General features: G+C 57.0%; 9 protein-coding genes. 2 read left to right on the top strand and 7 right to left on the bottom strand.

Annotation, left to right across the window (positions count from 1 at the left end; all coding sequences use genetic code 11):
* Window positions 1-109 precede the first annotated feature (109 nt).
* Entirely contained in the window at window positions 110-703 is a 594-nt protein-coding gene (locus MKY86_RS06880) for a TetR/AcrR family transcriptional regulator (protein ID WP_076079665.1), read from the top strand.
* 368 nt (window positions 704-1,071) lie between these two features.
* On the opposite strand, the gene MKY86_RS06875 is transcribed toward MKY86_RS06880, so the two are convergent.
* Both MKY86_RS06875 and MKY86_RS06870 read right to left on the bottom strand, forming a co-directional pair.
* On the bottom strand, window positions 1,072-5,046 hold the full coding sequence (locus MKY86_RS06875; RefSeq protein ID WP_076079666.1) for an endo-1,4-beta-xylanase: 3,975 nt from the start codon (window positions 5,044-5,046) through the stop codon (window positions 1,072-1,074).
* A gap of 212 nt (window positions 5,047-5,258) precedes the next feature.
* Window positions 5,259-6,644 (bottom strand): MATE family efflux transporter, encoded by a 1,386-nt coding sequence (locus MKY86_RS06870; RefSeq protein WP_036722618.1) that lies wholly within the window; start codon window positions 6,642-6,644, stop codon window positions 5,259-5,261.
* A gap of 202 nt (window positions 6,645-6,846) precedes the next feature.
* Between MKY86_RS06870 and MKY86_RS06865 the strand changes: the two genes are divergently transcribed.
* On the top strand, window positions 6,847-7,026 hold the full coding sequence (locus MKY86_RS06865) for a hypothetical protein (RefSeq protein ID WP_036722620.1): 180 nt from the start codon (window positions 6,847-6,849) through the stop codon (window positions 7,024-7,026).
* 766 nt (window positions 7,027-7,792) lie between these two features.
* On the opposite strand, the gene MKY86_RS06860 is transcribed toward MKY86_RS06865, so the two are convergent.
* The 5 genes from MKY86_RS06860 to MKY86_RS06840 all read right to left on the bottom strand — a co-directional run bounded on the left by MKY86_RS06860 (window position 7,793) and on the right by MKY86_RS06840 (window position 16,337).
* The gene (locus MKY86_RS06860; RefSeq protein ID WP_076079668.1) at window positions 7,793-10,255 is read right to left on the bottom strand and encodes a glycoside hydrolase family 88/105 protein; all 2,463 of its coding nucleotides are present in this window, start codon (window positions 10,253-10,255) and stop codon (window positions 7,793-7,795) included.
* Window positions 10,255-11,532, bottom strand: a complete 1,278-nt coding sequence (locus MKY86_RS06855) for a hypothetical protein (protein ID WP_340826664.1) — start codon at window positions 11,530-11,532, stop codon at window positions 10,255-10,257. The genes MKY86_RS06860 and MKY86_RS06855 overlap by 1 nt, the downstream gene beginning before the upstream one ends.
* Window positions 11,533-11,563: 31 nt before the next feature.
* Entirely contained in the window at window positions 11,564-12,364 is an 801-nt protein-coding gene (locus MKY86_RS06850; protein WP_076079669.1) for a polysaccharide deacetylase family protein, read from the bottom strand.
* A gap of 137 nt (window positions 12,365-12,501) precedes the next feature.
* Entirely contained in the window at window positions 12,502-13,197 is a 696-nt protein-coding gene (locus tag MKY86_RS06845) for a DUF1961 family protein (RefSeq protein WP_076079670.1), read from the bottom strand.
* Complete coding sequence (locus MKY86_RS06840) at window positions 13,194-16,337, bottom strand: exo-rhamnogalacturonan lyase family protein (protein WP_340826663.1); 3,144 nt, start codon at window positions 16,335-16,337, stop codon at window positions 13,194-13,196. Before MKY86_RS06840 ends, MKY86_RS06845 begins: the two co-directional genes overlap by 4 nt.
* Window positions 16,338-16,397 lie beyond the last annotated feature (60 nt).

Here is a 16,397-nt window from a genome sequence, read left to right as displayed (position 1 = left end):
ATCTCCCTTTGGTTGCCAAATAAGAAACTTAAAGTTTCTTATTTGAGCCTATGATATACTATCCTCATAAGAAACGCAACGAAATTCTCCAAAGGTGGTTGAGACCGGTATGTCCACTTCTCAAGAACAGGATAAATTGAAGAACAGACGCAGAGGCAAGGAGCTCGAAGCCGCTATACTCCAGGCCGTACGGGAAGAGTTGACAGAGCGGGGGTATTCCAATCTTACGATGGACAGTGTGGCCGAGCGGGCGGGAACCAGCAAAGCCGTACTCTACCGCCGGTGGGCGAACCGCGCTGAGCTTGTCCTTGGCGCCATCCGGGAACGTGTGCCCCTGCCGCTGGAGGAAGTGCCTGATTACGGGAATTTGAGGGACGATGTATGCGGAGTGCTGCGGGCCATGAACCAGAATAATATTCAAGTCATGTTGAATGCTTTCTACGGGCTTGTAGCAGAAATGGGCGATATGCCGCTTGCCTCCTATATTTTCCCCCATGGGCGTCAAAACAGGACCATGTCGATTTTGCTAGAGCGGGCTGTTGAGCGGGGAGAAGTATCTGCCGAAGCCGTGACTCCCCGAATGCTCACTTTGCCGTCCGATCTGGCCCGCCATGAGCTGATGCTGTATAACGCACCTATGTCGGAGGAGACGATCGCCAATATTGTGGACGAGGTGTATCTTCCGCTGGTCTTGAAGCGTTAATTCTTCGTCCCCGGCTCTCAGCTTCACGGCTTAAGTCATTGGCCCTTAATTTCTTTGCTGTGGGGCTAATGTTGCATGTATTGCAACTCGGCATCTAGGATATGGGGATTCCCCGGGAGATTGTTGCAGGAATTGCAGGATTATCTTCGTTAAGGCGCTTCAAGACGGGATATTCCTGCTTTTTGTACAACAATACGAGTAGCGGTTGATGTAATGTGAGTGAATGTTGTAGTTTAAGCAGGATTTTGAATCGTAATTATAAGTTGGAGTTGGAGCAGCAGCAATATAATCCGGCTGCAACCACAAACAGCCAGCCACCGGCAATCTGCCCGGCGGCTGGCTGTCTTTCTACCTTATTAGAAGTAACTTTACAGCTTCCAGATCCGGTACAGAATCACCGCTGCTTCTGCACGGGAGAGGGTATCCCCCGGAGCAAGCTTATTGTTCTTACCGTTCACTACGCCGTATTTCAGCAGGGTGGACACGCTGTCCTTGGCATAGGCGGAGATGTGACCGGCATCGGTGTAAGATGCAATCGATCCGCTGCCTTCAGCGATGATTCCGGCCGCCTTCAGGGCACGCGCCGCAATTACCATCATCTCCTGGCGGGTGATGACGCCCGCTGGCTTGAAGGTATTGTCCGCATAGCCTGTGACGATACCGAGCTGCTTCGCGGCCGCAAGCTCCTTGCTGTATGCCGCGTTGTTCTGGACATCGCTGAAGCCTGCAACTGCTTCAGCAGCAGCCTTAAGCTCCAGCACCTTCACCAGCGAGGCTGTGAAGTCTGCTCTGTTCATAGGAGCGGCAGGCATGAAGCTGTTGCCGCCCGGAAGGATAACGCGCGCAGCCATTGCAGCGGCTGCCTGCTTCGCCCATGACAGGCTGCCGAGATCTGTAAAGGTCGGCGGAGCGAAGGCTGCGGCAAATGTGCCGAGCTCTGTAGTACGGAACACCAGCGCTTCCTTCACTGCATCATAACGGCTGTTCACCACAGCAGACCATGCGCCGTTGCCAGTGAGCGAACGGACCAGAAGGGATTCAAGTTCACCCTGCTCTTCCGCTGATGCTTTGTAAGGAATAGAGACGGTCATCGCACTGCTACCAGACAAGGCTACCTTCTGCCCGCCTGCAAGCAGACTCAGCTCCACCACCGGACGGCTGCCGGTCTGCTGGAGAGCAGTGGCATCCAGGCCTTCGGCTGTGGAATGCTTGACCCGGATGCTAACATGTTCAGTGGTTGCTGTAATCCCTGCGAGCTGCTCACTTGGAATGGACAGCGTAGCAAGGCCGTTCTGGAGGACAAGCAGGAACTTCTCCTGCGTCTTCAGGCCTTGAAGCGGCAACTGCGCTTCATAGGAGTCCACACCTGTCTGGTTCGCCAGATCGATGACGATCTGCTTCCGCCCGTCTGCTGCCGGGGCCGCCTGCTTCAAGGCTTGCTGCCACAGCTCGCCCGTCACAGTGGCTTTGGCCGCTGTGCCTTCGGTCTTCACCTCAGGTCTGATCGTCACTACGCCGTCCTTGACATCAAACTGTGCAGGCTTAGGCGCAGGTGTGCTGCTGGTATAGCTGGTGCCGCCGGAATCCGGTGCCGATGTTGGCGTTGGCGCAGGTGTTGGTTCCGGAGTCGGCGTTGGCGTCGGCTCCGTTGACGGCTCGCCGCCGTCTTTGGCCTTAAGCGTCAGCACGCCGAAGACGGAGGTGTCCTGATAACCGTTGCCGGTGGTATCATTCCAGGCGGCCACACTTTGCCGGACGCCGTTCTTGGCATCGTTGATCTGAGTGTCGAAGCCAACCTTGGTGCCGCCGGCTGGCATGATTGTTTTGAACGGAATCTTCATTTCGAGCGTATAGTTGGTTCCGTTAACCTTGGTTACCGACTCGAAGCCTGCACTGATGGCTGCGGGACTGAAAGAGGCTTCATTGTCGTAATTGACCCGGTATTGTCCGTCATCACTCTCATAGAAGGTCGTGCGGCCGAAATTCTCATCCACGAAAATCTCGACAGAGTCCTGCTCCCATGCATTCACATTACTCTTGTCCAACTGGGCGTCACTGACCTGAACCAGCACATACAGATTCTGGTCATCCCATAGGGTACGTGCGGTTCCGCTTGCGCCCTGCCAGGCCATCTGATAACGGTTCACAGCCATCTCAGGCGCAGAGGCCCAGATTCCATCCGCTGTTCCGTCAATAACCGGCGTGCCGTAGACTGCCTCTGACACGTTGGCTTCTGCCGTATTCGGCTCATGCTCAGCCATGAATTTGGCCGGATCAATGACCGCGTAGTAAGCCGGCTTCGCCTGCAAATCCCTGTCGAACAGCAGCGGGCTTGACTCCGCTCTCCAGCTTGTGCGGTCATCCATGCCCCAGAAGGTTACCCGCGCAATATGGTCGGCATGGGCCTTGTAGAGATCCATCAGCCTCGCATACAGATAGCCTTGGGCAATCCGTTCCTTCTCTGTCTGCGTATTCTGGCTGCCGGCCTGAATATCCAGTTCGGTAATGCTGACCTCTACGCCAAGGGAGATAAACCTCTCCAGCGACAGCTTGACGTTATCTGGATTCGTATTGATATTGTAGTGCGCCTGCATCCCTACACCATCAATCAACAGCTTGCCGGGATGAGTCAGCGCGTACTTGTCATTCAGTTCCTTGACCATACTGTAGATGGCCTGGGCCTTGTTCTGGTTATCGTCATTGTAATCATTGTAATACAGCTTGATATCCCATTCCGGATGCTGGTCCAGCACTTCTCTGGCCGCCAGGAATGCCTGCTCCAGATAATCCGGACCGATGGCATCATACCACGGAGCCTTACGCAGCGCCGCTTGCCAGTCCGAAGGATTGGACGGGTTATCATTCATTGCCTCGTTGACCACATCCCAGGAGATGACCCGGTCTCCGAAATGCTCCATAACTCCCTTGATGTGCGCTCTAAGGTTAGCGAGTGCTTCGTCACGCCCCAGCGGAACGCTAAGGCCTGCTGCATCCGTCGTCAAGTTCATCCAGTCAGGCGATTGCTGATACCATACCAGTACATGCCCATGCATCTTCATCCCTTCAGCCAGCACCTTGTTCACCATCGCATCCGCTGCTGTAAAAGTGAAATTGCCTTTGGTCGGCTGCAGCGCATCCGGCTTCATGGCATTACCTGCGGTAGCAACGTTGTGATGCATCTTCAGCAGGTCCAGCCGTACGCCTTCCAGATCCTCGGCGGATAGCGCGTTGCCGATCAGGAAGTCATTTTGATAGGCTGTTTTTAGCGGAATCAGATCTCTCTGAATATCCACCGGAGCGGTACCTGTATGCTCGAAATTAATATCATCGATATAGAAGGAAGCGGTTGCATTATTGGAACTTTCAATATATAGGGTCAGGTATTCGCCGCCCACGCTGTTATAGCGGTAGCTGCCCTCATATTTCACCCAGCCGTCAGCCGTACTGATCGTCTTGGGAGACAGGGTCACATAACTTGCACTGCTGTCTGTGCCTACTTGTGTAGACAGCTGGAGCTGTGCGCTCGCCGGTTCGATCAGCTTCACCCAGGCAGAAAGGGTATATTCGCTGCCCTTGTCCACGTACTTCTCCACACGGAGGGAAGGCCCGTGCCAGGTATTGCTTCTGCCCTCGACCTTCAGGGAATATGAACCGCCCTCGGTATGATTCGCTTCATTCGTTACGGTCAGCGTCTCGGTTCCGGCTCTGCCGGTGAAGCCGCCCTCTTGCTGATCTTCAAAAGTCACTGTACTGAACGGCAAAGCCGGTTCACGCACAGGCTCTTCCCCGCCGCCCGGAGTGGACTCTGTCGTTATCAGAAGATCGCCAAGGTAGAAGGGTACTGTGGCTCCCTTATCGTCTGACTGGATGCGCAGCTTCTGCTCCGCGTCCACCGTAAAGGTCTTGGTCAAGGTCACGGCTTGGCCCGCATGATATTCGCCACCGGCGTAATTGCCATAACCGTCCAGTGTCAGCATCACTGCCTGTGCGTCCTTCGGCACAGTTACGCTGCCATCCACATAGACCACCGCTGTTACGGTATAGGTGCTGCCCTTCTTCATGCCCATATCCGAGAGGTTGAAATCAGCCGCATCCCAGCTATCCTTCCGGTTGCTGACATACAGCGCTGCCCCATCACTATTTCCGTCAAAAACAACGCCCTTAACCGCCTCCAGCTTGGCGTCTCCCGACTGAACTGCCTTACCTGCGCCATTCGCAAACGTTTCGTGATATACCGTGGTCTGTGCCTCGGCTGCCTGAGCAGCCGGAAGATATCCGCCTGCCGGAAGAAGCAGAAGGGCTGCCAGCAGCACCAGAGAGACTTGCTTGATTATTCTCTTCATGCGTTGCACTCCTCTGTATGAATTTGGGTTTCAATGAGTTAAGCGCTTACAGCTAATGTGGAAGCCTCCCCCTTCACCCCCCAAATCGTAGCATACGGACCAAAGTGCGTCTTACCTGAAACTAAAGGTTGTACCGTGCTTTTTATAGATGATTCCGGCTGACTGCATAGCAAAGAAGACCCCTGAATTAGGAGTCTTCTAACCGGCAGTATCTATATCAGCTTGTGCGCATACCACTTCTTGCCCCGGAAGCGCCACAGGAATACAGCTCCGCGGACCGCCCACTCGCAGTTCATCGCCAGCCATACCCCCAGCACCCCGTAGCCCAGAACGATCCCGAGAATATAGCCGAAGACCACCCGGAACAGCCACATGGTTAGCATGGAAGCAATTGAGGTGAAGCGGGAGTCTCCCGCTGCCCGCAGCGCAGACGGCAGAATGAAGCTGAAGGCCCACAGCGGAATCTGGGCAATCGCATTCACCAGCAGTACCACAAACAGATCATCGATGATCTCCGCAGGCGGAGAGAAGATCGACACCAGCGGATGGAACAGCGGCATCAGGATCAAGGCCACCAGGGCGTAAGAGGCGGAACCGATCCACAGGAAGGACTTGATGAACTTCCGGGCATCCGCTACATCCCCCCGTCCGATACACTGGCCGACCACGGTTACAATCGTCAGCGACAGTGCACTGGCCGGAATCTGAAAGACCATCGCCAGCGATCCGGCAATCGCATTGGTGGCGATGGCATACGTGCCCAGACTGACAATGAAGATCTGCGTCAGCAGCTTGCCGCCGTTGAAGAACATCTGCTCTGCGGCGAACGGTACGCCGATGAACATGATTTTGCGCAGCATCATAAGCGGAACATGGAACAGGTCGCGGAACTGCACACGCAGCACCGAATCGAACTTGAACAGATAGATCAAGGCACAGGCCATCCCCACATAACGAGCAATATTGACCGCAAGTGTCATGCCCAGCACACCCATGTCCAGCAGGTTAATGAAGACAACGTTGAGGATAACATACAACACGTTCATAATCAGCGACAGCATCAGCGAAGCCCGCGTCCGGCCCACGCCCCGCAGCGCACCGCATACAGCCTGAACCACGGCAATCCCCAGATACGAAATGCTGCTGCCGATCATATAGACCCGGGCATTGTCCAGCACATCGGCGGAGGCCGTCCCGAACAGCAAATTCAGAATTGGCGTATGGAAGGACATCAGCAGCAGACCGATTCCCACCGCAAGCAGCGAGACCGAGGTAACCGATCCGGCCGTGGCCTGGGAGACCATGCGGTCATTCCCGCTTCCTTTATACTGCGCAACCACCACCGTCCCCCCGGTCGCAATCGCCACAAATACATTGATCAGAAAAATATTCAGGGAATCCACCATATTCACCGCACTGACTGCCGCCATACCCGACGAGCTGATCATCGCAGTGTTGACCAGATTCAGCCCGATAATGAAGGCCTGGTCAATGAGAATAGGCAGAAACAAGGCGATAATTTGCCGGTAATCCATGCTGTCTCCGGACAGATATTTTTCCAGCCATTTCTTGGCCGGTTGAGGAGCTTGAAGCTGCATACATTGATCACATTCTTTTCTGTAGAATAATTGCAGGCGTACTATACATTCCTTCCAGTTTACTACAGATTCCGCTTCAAGTCTGTGATAAGAGTGGAATTCGTTCAGATTACCGGATAACATTCCCTGCTCCCTAAGTAAAATCCTGGGTCCGGCCGAAATATAGAATGAGAGTATTTACATTCGGAAGGAGGAGCCTATTATGAACAATGAGATCGTTAAAAGTCTGATCCAGCAGGTGACGGAAGAAGTGTTATCCGAGAACCAAGCTGCCTTGGAGCAGAGCGGAAACAGCCAAGCCAGCATTCAATTAGCTGTGCAATTGTCCGCCGTTACCACCCTTAAGATCCTTGAAAAGCTGGAGCTGATCGATAAGGATTAACCGCACAGCCTGCCTGTGCTACATACCCGTAAGGCACTCCGCGCAAAAAAACCGCAGGAAGCGAATTTCCGCCTGCGGTTTTTTTGCGCGCCTATGGGGGATTCAGGGGCATTTGTGCTCCTCATTTACGCTGTCCGCCCGCTTTGGGCGTATTCAGGGGCACTTGTGCTCTTCATTTACGCTGTCCGCCCGCTTTGGGCGAATTCAGGGGCACTTGTGCTCTTCATTTACGCTGTCCGCCCGCTTTCGGCGAATTCAGGGGCACTTGTGCTCTTCATTTACGCTGTCCGCCCGCTTTGGGCGTATTCAGGGGCACTTGTGCTCTTCATTTACGCTGTCCGCCCGTTTTCTGCAAATTCAGGTGCACTTCTGCTCTTCATTCTGACGGCTCAGAGGGATTTATCCCTCTCATTTTCGCTCACCGCCCATTTTCAGCCGAATCAATGGGATTTATCCCTTTCATTTTGACTGATCATCCACTTTTAGCCGCATTAATGGGATTTATCCCTTTCATTTCGGCCTAGCACCCTACACACGGCCCGCTTTCCCGTTACTTTCGCTCCCAGCAAGAATCAAATTTACTTTTCTCACTATATCGATCAACGATCCTGTATTCTGTATACGCGCGATTCCCGGGTTCTGCGGCTGTACGGCTACATGAAGAAGAGGCTATCGAACTTAAGCAGATGAAGATAACTCTGCATGAGTAGGAATAGCCTCTGATTGACAAATTACTCTTTTCGGCAGCAATTCCACAATACAACTCTTATACACGCTGCGCCTCCAGCTCCCGCCTAAGCTCAAGCGCTTCAATACCGGCCAGCAGCACAATGCCGATTCCGTGAGTATCGTTGAGCTGCCAGGTGAGCTGTTCTTTGTAATATAGTTTGTTGAAGGAATACCCCGATCCCCGGCAGACGCCATAGACATTCCCCTGATGATCGATGCAGTATTCGGCCAGCGCCATCCAGCCGCGCAGCGCTGCATCGGCATATGGATACGGCTCTGTCAGCCAACCTCTGCGCACACCGCGCGCAAAGGCATATACGAACATCGAAGAACACGATGCCTCCGCATAAGATTCGGGATCGGTCAGAACCTGATGCCATAATCCTGCGGCGTCCTGCAGCCGTATATATCCTTCGCACAGCGTCCGGTAAAAGGCCAGCAGTTCTTCCCGCTGCGGATGCCGCTCCGGCAGTACCTCCAGCAGCTCAGTCAGCGAGAACAGCACCCAGCCGTTGCCTCTGCCCCAGGCTACTCCATTCGGCTTGCCGAATTTGTAGTCATACACATGATGCATTATGCCAAGCTCCGGCTGGAACAGCCGATTACGGTAATGAAGAAACTGTGACACTGCATCATCCAGATAATCGGTATCTCCCGTCAACAGATAATACCGGCTCAGGAACGGAGTGCTCATATACAGATCATCGCACCACATCGTTCCCTGCATGAAGTCGGTGGTGCCCCGTGTACGGTAGAGCGCCCCATCCTCATCGCGGGACTGCGTATTTTGAATATACCGGGCGATATACGCCGCTGTTTCGGGCGCTCCATGCAGCGGCTGTTCTGCATGGGCCGCCAGCATCGTAGCACCGAAGGAGCCGCAGTCATCCAGCGAATCCATAAGCGCCAGCTGCTGGTTGATCCCCGGAGCACCGTAGCGGCTGCGGTCCCAGAGCGAATACGCATGAAGCCGGGTACACTGCTCAATATGTCCTCTGACATAAGCGGAATAATGAGGATCAGCCAGAGGCTGACCGGTACGCAGCAGACCATATAGGGTTACCCCGAGCGGATAATTCCAGCGGCCGTACAGCGTACTCTCCAGATATGGCCTGACTGCCCCGCCAGGACGGTCCACCCGCCAAAAGCATTCCTCCGCCCCTTCACCGAAGGGAGCATCCATAGAAGCCGCTTCCGCAGGCAGCGGTGCCGCCGATTGCAGAAACGGACCAAGGTACAGCCATGGACCGGTCTGCCCTTCCACCGGATAGGGACCCACCAGCTTCACGGTGCTGTGGACTCCACTGGCACCGGCTCCCTTATTCAAGGTTCCCTGCGGAGAGCAGCAGGGTGAAGCTTCCGCAAGAGCCGCGCTACACTCCGCTTCCACCTGTACCTCTGATGTGTTCCCAGCCTCTGCCGCTTCCAGGCGGAAGCCCCAGCCGGGGCCGCCGCACACGGCCTCGACCAGCAGGTCATGGCTGCCGAAGTCCAGCGGCAGCACACACTCAAGGCCGGCACTCGCTTCGGGCTGGATGGCGGCAAGCCTGCCATCTACATAGACCTTGAGTGCCGCTACATCCCGGCTGCGGAGGACCAGCCGGACGTTCATTCCGCCCGGCGCACTCACCGCCAGCCGGCTCCAGGCCAGCGCCTTCGCGCCGGGCACCGCGCCGAGCACGCGCGCGAGGTTCCCGCCCTGTGCCTTGGTATCCGGCCATCCGGCCGCCGGATACCAGGCACAGCGGGCCGCCAGCGCAGCTTCGGCGGCCTCCGCGGCTTCGCCGCAGCGGACGCGCTGCGAAGACTCAGCGCGGTGCGCCGCAGCCTCTCCCTCAGAAGCGCCGCCGCCTTCCGGCTGCAGCGTCCATCTGCTCTGCTGCGGCGCGCTGTAGATCCAGCCCTCACAGCCGCTGCGCTCCGCAGTCGGGGCCAGAAAATGAAGCGGAGCTCCCTTCACGCTCCCGGTGCCAAAAATCCCGCCGCAGCCGGTGCCGACGGCGGTACATTCCAGCAGGAACTGATTCCAGCCTGCCTTCAGCCCGGTACGAAAGAATGCCTTGCGGTCCGGGAACACATCATCGTTCAGATTGGACGCGAACACGGCAACGCCGTTGACGTAAACCGTCACCGGACCGAAGCAACTGAGAGCGAGCGGAATATCGCTGTCCGTATCGCTCCACAGCTTCCCCCAGGCATAGACAAATTCCCCGTCCCGCAGCTCAGGCAGCCGTTCTTTCAGGTTCATCTCATACCGGCAATCCGACAGGCGCGGGAAACTGTTCTCCAGATGAACGCGGTAGACCGGAGGCTGCGGCGGATTTGCACCAATATAGCGGTTCGCTATGATAGCAAGCATCGCTTCCGTATGCTCTCCGGCTGTGCGGACGATGGAATGACGCGGATGAAAGTAGGCGGGAACATTGGCCTGCTCGGCATCACCCTTCATGTCATGTCCTTCCTCTGCACTCACCGCTGCATTCTCGTCCCTGCCGCCCATCACAACGCCACCTCACCGCCGGGGTACAGGGTGGAGCTGTACAGCCGTTTGGGCTGGGGCAGTTGCTGCCCGGGATAGACCGCTTGCAGCGGAAGAGCTTCACCGGCATAGACAGCGGCCAGCTCATCCGTATAAATAATGACCTGCTCGGTTCCGCTGCCCAGCAGATCGCCGTGCACGGCGTAGCCCTGCTCGGCGAACTCGGCTACGATATTCATATAGCCGTCATACAGTGCGGGAAGCACGGCTTCCCCACGGCGGTACGCCAGAATATAGTCGGGTGCATCCGGCCAGAACCGGCTGACGGCTTCGACAATGGTCAGCCAGCCGTCAGTGGTACGTTCTTCCTTCCACAGCTCCCGGCCGGACTGGTCCAGCAGGAACATAGCGTCCTTGCCCCGCAGTCCCTTGCCGTCATCTTCCCGGACCATACGGTCAAGACCTGCAATCTGCAGACCGGGCAGATCGGGGCGGAATCGCCCGAGCGCCAAATGCTGCGACTCGACAGAGCCTTCGTACCGCCATAGCTCGCGCCCGTTACGATCGTACATTACCGTCACACTGCCGCCGATGACCAGCTCCTGCACCCCGTCCCCGTTCACATCGCCGACCCACAGGCAATCGGCATGATCGTCCAGATCATGGCAGCTCCACAGCTTATTTCCGTCCGCATCCAGCAGATCATATCCGGCCATGACCTCATCGCGCCCGTCGCCGTCGAGATCGTACACCCAAGGATAGTGCCCCACATTGCCCTGATGGGTCCAGAGCAGCCGAAAGTCCCGGTCCAGCGCCCACAGCTGTTGGTAGCGGTCTTTGAGAATGATGTCGGAAGGATAATCCCCGCCTGACAGGTTGGCAATAATGATGCAGTCATGAGCCTCCTTCGCCGGCAGCCGGTGAATCGCTTTGACCTTGCCTGTCGCCCCCTCCAGAATATGCAGCTGGTCCTTCATCACACACAGCACCTCCAGCGCCCCGTCCCCATCGATATCGGCAATCTGGGCCGGATAATCGGAGCCTTGGCTGCCTGCGTTCGCATCCGGCTCTCCCGTCTGCCACAGCAGACGGCCATCGAGATTATAAGCCGTCAGGCACTGCACCTGATGCGGAATATAACGGACATCCTGGCGGTTATCCGGCTGCACCAGCAGCAGTTCAGCCCGGCCGTCCCCGTCCAGATCGCCGAGCAGCATTTTACATCTTGGACCGGCGGCAGAGATATCCAGCCCGGCCAGCCGGTGCAGCTTTTGACTATGATCCATATGATTCACCATACATCCTCCTTCACTCTATCCCTGTTCTGTATCAGCCCAGATCCACAGTCTGTCCCCCGGGCACCTCGACTACCGCACCGCCAGCCTCCAGCCAGACAGCAGCCGCTCCCGGATTATAGACAAAGTCCCTTGCCGCCGAGAATATCAGCCCCCGGCAGGCCTTCATGTAATGCACCAGCTCCAGATTAGTCGCATACCAGATGTCCGCGCGCCCGCCCGCCATGGTACAGAAGCGCTCCATCAGCTCCCAGTTGTTGTCATTGTCGAACTCGTAGCTATGTCCCCACACATACATCAGGTACAGATACTGCCGCTTATGCAGCCCCACAAAAGTCTCCCCGTGAGCCAGCAGCTCCCGGTTATGATGACAGGTCGCCTGCCACTCCAGCCAGTCCTCCGAGAGGGCGAACCCGCCGGTAGACTGCACTGTGCGGGCATACTCAATGCCCAGGTGCGGCAGCAGCGCCTTGATCTCCTGCGTATAGGAGCCGTTCGGGTAAGACATGCCGCGAACAGGCTGGCGGATCAGCCCTTCCAGCACCCTGCGGTCCTCCATAATCTCCTCCACGACCAGCTCCTGCGGGCAGCGCGCCAGCGTCGGATGACTCCGCGTATGTACGCTGACCTCATGTCCGTGATAGAGAGCCGCAACCTCATCTGCCCTGATACGGTCCCCTTCGCCAAGCAGCCCCGAATTCAAATGAAAGCTGCCCTTGATTCCATGCTGGTTGAACAGGCTGACCAGACGTTCATCCGCGCGCCGCCCGTCATCATAGCTCATGGTCAGCGCCTTATGACGGCCTTGCGGGTAGCAGTAATAGACTCCCGGCATTGCAGTTAAGCCTCCTTCATAATCGTCAGTCCCTATATAAATTGAACTTGTATATTTTTTGTTATGGGATAGCCGTGACTCCAGAGAATGTTTGGAGTGGACGCGTATGTTCATCCGCTCATCCAGCGATCCAAGCTTCAAGGAGCATAGACAACCAGATCGCTATATTCCGCTATCAGCGGTGCCATTTGCCGGAAGCCGATCCGGCCTCCGCCCAGCAGCGGTCCGAAGGACGAACCATCATCCACCCAGTGCAGCACCGGCAATTCATTGATTGCAAAAGTCACAGCAGCCTCCCGCTTCACCACCAGCATCCGGTAGGCCTCAGTCATATCGGCGGTATCCGGCAGCGGATCAGCCCCTTGGGCAACAAGGTGGAAGCCGTAGCTTTTGCGCAGATTACAGGTGTGAAAAGCCCGTTCCTCCTCCCACATCCGGCGAAAATACGAGATATGATAGGCATCCATCTCCCCATGATGGTACTGGTCATATTCGCCCGTGCGGACCGGCAGGGACGGATCAAACAGATCCTTGCCACCGGCACCGGCAGCCGCGAAGAACAGAATGGCCAGCCCCGGCTCCCGCAGCGGGCGGAACCTCCAGGATACGGCAAGCTCTGCCGGAAAAACCTTAGGGCACCAGAAAACCACATTCGCCTTCTGCCCTTCCTCAGCCCCCCGGGTGCTCTCCAGCCGCAGCCGTCCCTGTGGAAAAGTAACTGCTCCGTCGCCTTCCATACGGAAGCCTTCCACCTGTGTGGAGCCCTCCAGCGTATTGCGGTAGATCTCCCGCCAGCCCTCAGGAATTCCTGCATCAGCCTGCTGCGTAATCATTGAACCACATCTCCTTTCCCGGCACCGGCATTATTGTCAACTCCGGCACCGGACCTCGCGCTTATCCCAGCTTCTGCACCAGCCTCAAAATCAGTTCCAGCACCAGCTCCAGTCTCTATAATCCCCTCAGCTTCCGCACTAGTTGTATCACTAGCTCCGGCACCAGACCTCACACTAACCCCCGCTTCTCCACTAGCACCATCACCAGCTCCCCCACCCGTTCCTGCCTCCCGCGCAGGCAGGGCTTCGGCAATCAGCTCCAGCGCAATGATCGTATTCAGCGACCATTGTGAGGCTTCATTCGTATTCATCCAATCCACTTCATCCAGCGCTTCCGTATAAGTCACCTGCTTCTGCTCCGCTTGAAGATTGACGATGCCGAACGGGTTCTCAAGCAGAATGCTCCAGCAGCGTTCCGCCGTAGCCCGGTCATCCTTGACCCATGCACCGTAGGCGGCAATAGCCACGCTCAGCACCGGATGCTCGAAGCGCTGCTTTCCTGTAATCGCACCACCGGATCTAAGCAGCTGCTCTTCCTCGGACAAGTTATAGAAGACACCGAACTCAGCAAGCATGTCCTCCCACTCCGGGTCCTCCAGCATCATCGCCAGCTCGAACCACACCTGCGGACCACCCATGCAGATCGCCAGATGCCGTCCCCAGTTGTCATCGCCCATAGGACTGAGAATTCCCGTGGCGGGATCATATCCGTAGGTTGGCCCGGAGATCAGCCGCAGATTGGCTGCTTTGATGCAGTCGATGCCTGTGAGGATTTTGTCGCGGTAGAAGGTATCCTCATAACGCTCCCAGCGGGTCATCCAATTGGAGCTGAACGCCGCCCAGTCCGGCCCCACCCGCACATGGGTTTTGAATTCGTCTTTTGCAAAATAAGCCCGCATCGGGTCCAGATTCACCGTGGAATAATCCGCATCCCTTACACTGTCCATGATGTCGCCGGTGCGCTCATCGCCGGTCAGATAATAGTAGTAGCGGTGCAGACCCGCCATTGCAATCCGCGCTTCCTTGCAGCCGCAGCCCCAATGCACGACATTATGCCGGGAGCCAAGACCCGCATATTCCCCGAAATGATACACATCCACCTCGCTCGTGTGCCGGGTCATCGCTTCAGCCATCCGGTAAATATCCGCGCGCCCGGTCCGCAGGAAGCTCACCCACAGCCACATATTCGGCACCAGCTCGGCGTTCTGCCACGCACAGCCGCCCAGATCATAATTCCAGACATGGCGGACCGGATCATAGCTGTGCATGAAGTCGCCATAATCCCACAGGCCGTACCACTTCCGCTGCTCAATTTCCTTCTGGTAAAAGCTGATAATCCCATCCAGCTGGTCCTCCAGGTACGCCTTGGCCGGGGTGCTCCGGTCCGGCAGGCTCCAGAGTCCAAACGCCCGGCTGCGGTGAAAATATTCGGGTTCACAGACCAGCAGCGGCGGTTCATCCGCCTGCCGCTGCATCTGCTGGAGTTCCCCGGAATCCGGCGTCCGCAAGGTACACCACAAGGTCAGCTCGTTCGTATTGGCGATGCCATAAGGGGTTGCCCGCAACTCCTCCGCGCCTTCATAGGAGGATTCGACATGCGTCTTCGTATCATAATGGCGAAGGTCCATGGCCGGAGCCTCCGGCGTCCAGAACCAGACGTTTAACGCCGCTTCCGCGCCGGAGGTGCCGCTGATCTCCAGCCCGAACGGGTGCTTGCGCCAGAAATCCTTCACTCCAGCAGCCAGCCCCCCGCCGTCACAGCCGATATAGCCCAGTCCTCCGGCCCTCCGCCCTTCAGCGCCCTTAATCCAGGTGCATTCCGGCCCCGTCCGCTTATGGACGGCATAATGCTCGGAGGAAGACTGCACCAGCCGGAAGTCATCCCATACCGCAGAATCCTGAAGCAGGCTGGTGAAATAGGCATCCTCCACGGGATCGAAGTGCTGGCTCTGCCCTTCGAGCTGCCCGGCGAACCTATCGGCATATTTGCCCCGGGTTCTGCGGGTCTGGAGCGTCTTGGGGGATTCGCTGAAGATTCCCCCGCTGCCCGCCAGCCGGACATGACGGTTGTACAGCGGACCGCTGAGCGGCACCTTGAACAGCAGGCCCAGCCCCTTGATGAAATCCTGCTGCGGGTTGCCGTCATAATGGAAGGTATGCACCAGCCGGATGGACTCAAGCCCGGCATAGAAATAGAGCCGCAAAGTATAAGGAAGCCATTCCCTGGCTCCCCTTGTGCTTCTGTGCCTACCGTCCAGCCGGATCACGGCACGCACCGGTCCCCGCTCTTCCAGGCTGGACTTCAGCGTTACTCCGGTGAACCGCTCCTGCCGCAGCGTCAGCTCCCCGCTGAGGAGGTCCCGCTGCTCGCGGAGACAGACCAATTCGCTACCGCTGCACACCAGCTGCTCTACAGGGCTGGACTGCGGCGCTATGTCAGCAGCTGCACCATCTGAAGCTGCACTAATAGCCGCACTTGCACCTGCACTTGCACTTGCACCTGCACTCACATCAGCACTCGCCCCTGCACTCACATCAGCACTCGCCCCTGCACTGACATCAGCGCCTGCACTCTCACCCGCCACCGTTCTCACACTCACGCCTGCACTCTCACCCGCCGCCGTTCTCATACTCATGCCTTCACTCTCACGTGCACCTGATCCTAACCCCGCCTCGACAGCTCCATAATATCCGGGATCCTCGTCCGGTCCCCCGGATTCCGCCGTGTCCCGGCGGATGATCCGCGAGATCATGCCCGGGCCATGCTTGACCACGGTGCACAAGATGCTGCCTGTATCGACAATATACGCCTCCTCCGTCTCTTCCACGGATACCTGGAAGGCTGCGGGCACAGCGCTCTGCCCGGCAGACCGTACCAGCGTGTATCCTGCCGTACTCCCTTCAGGGCATACGGCAGAATGCAAAGACCATTTGATGCTTCCGTCCGGCCAATACGCAGCCGGGCGGCTCTGCAGCGGCAGACTGAAATCTTCTGCCGCCCCTTTAAGACATAGCGCAGCCAATTCTCCGCGCTTCAGATCGCCCTTGGACCAGGGTACACCCCAGGTCACTCCCGCAGCCGCAGCAGGCGGGTTCAGCCACCGTAGCTGGACTGGCAGGGCTGAGGATAAAGAGGTCATCTTCTGTCATCTCCTAGATGGGACATCACCCGGACGAATGAACCGTTCCCGGAGCAGGAG

Origin of the sequence: Paenibacillus sp. FSL R7-0333, assembly GCF_038000365.1 — a bacterium.
In the GTDB taxonomy this organism is placed as follows: Bacteria; Bacillota; Bacilli; order Paenibacillales; family Paenibacillaceae; genus Paenibacillus_AQ; species Paenibacillus_AQ silagei.
The sequence above is the reverse complement of the archived record's forward strand: the minus strand, read 5'-3'. Positions and strand labels throughout refer to the sequence as shown.

What these genes read in the sequence shown, in the direction of transcription:
- MKY86_RS06840 (WP_340826663.1), bottom strand. Translation starts at nt 16,337, where the DNA reads ATGACCTCTTTATCCTCAGCCCTGCCAGTCCAGCTACGGTGGCTGAAC.
- MKY86_RS06865 (WP_036722620.1), top strand. Translation starts at nt 6,847, where the DNA reads ATGAACAATGAGATCGTTAAAAGTCTGATCCAGCAGGTGACGGAAGAA.
- MKY86_RS06845 (WP_076079670.1), bottom strand. Translation starts at nt 13,197, where the DNA reads ATGATTACGCAGCAGGCTGATGCAGGAATTCCTGAGGGCTGGCGGGAG.
- MKY86_RS06880 (WP_076079665.1), top strand. Translation starts at nt 110, where the DNA reads ATGTCCACTTCTCAAGAACAGGATAAATTGAAGAACAGACGCAGAGGC.
- MKY86_RS06860 (WP_076079668.1), bottom strand. Translation starts at nt 10,255, where the DNA reads ATGGGCGGCAGGGACGAGAATGCAGCGGTGAGTGCAGAGGAAGGACAT.
- MKY86_RS06875 (WP_076079666.1), bottom strand. Translation starts at nt 5,046, where the DNA reads ATGAAGAGAATAATCAAGCAAGTCTCTCTGGTGCTGCTGGCAGCCCTT.
- MKY86_RS06870 (WP_036722618.1), bottom strand. Translation starts at nt 6,644, where the DNA reads ATGCAGCTTCAAGCTCCTCAACCGGCCAAGAAATGGCTGGAAAAATAT.
- MKY86_RS06855 (WP_340826664.1), bottom strand. Translation starts at nt 11,532, where the DNA reads ATGGTGAATCATATGGATCATAGTCAAAAGCTGCACCGGCTGGCCGGG.
- MKY86_RS06850 (WP_076079669.1), bottom strand. Translation starts at nt 12,364, where the DNA reads ATGCCGGGAGTCTATTACTGCTACCCGCAAGGCCGTCATAAGGCGCTG.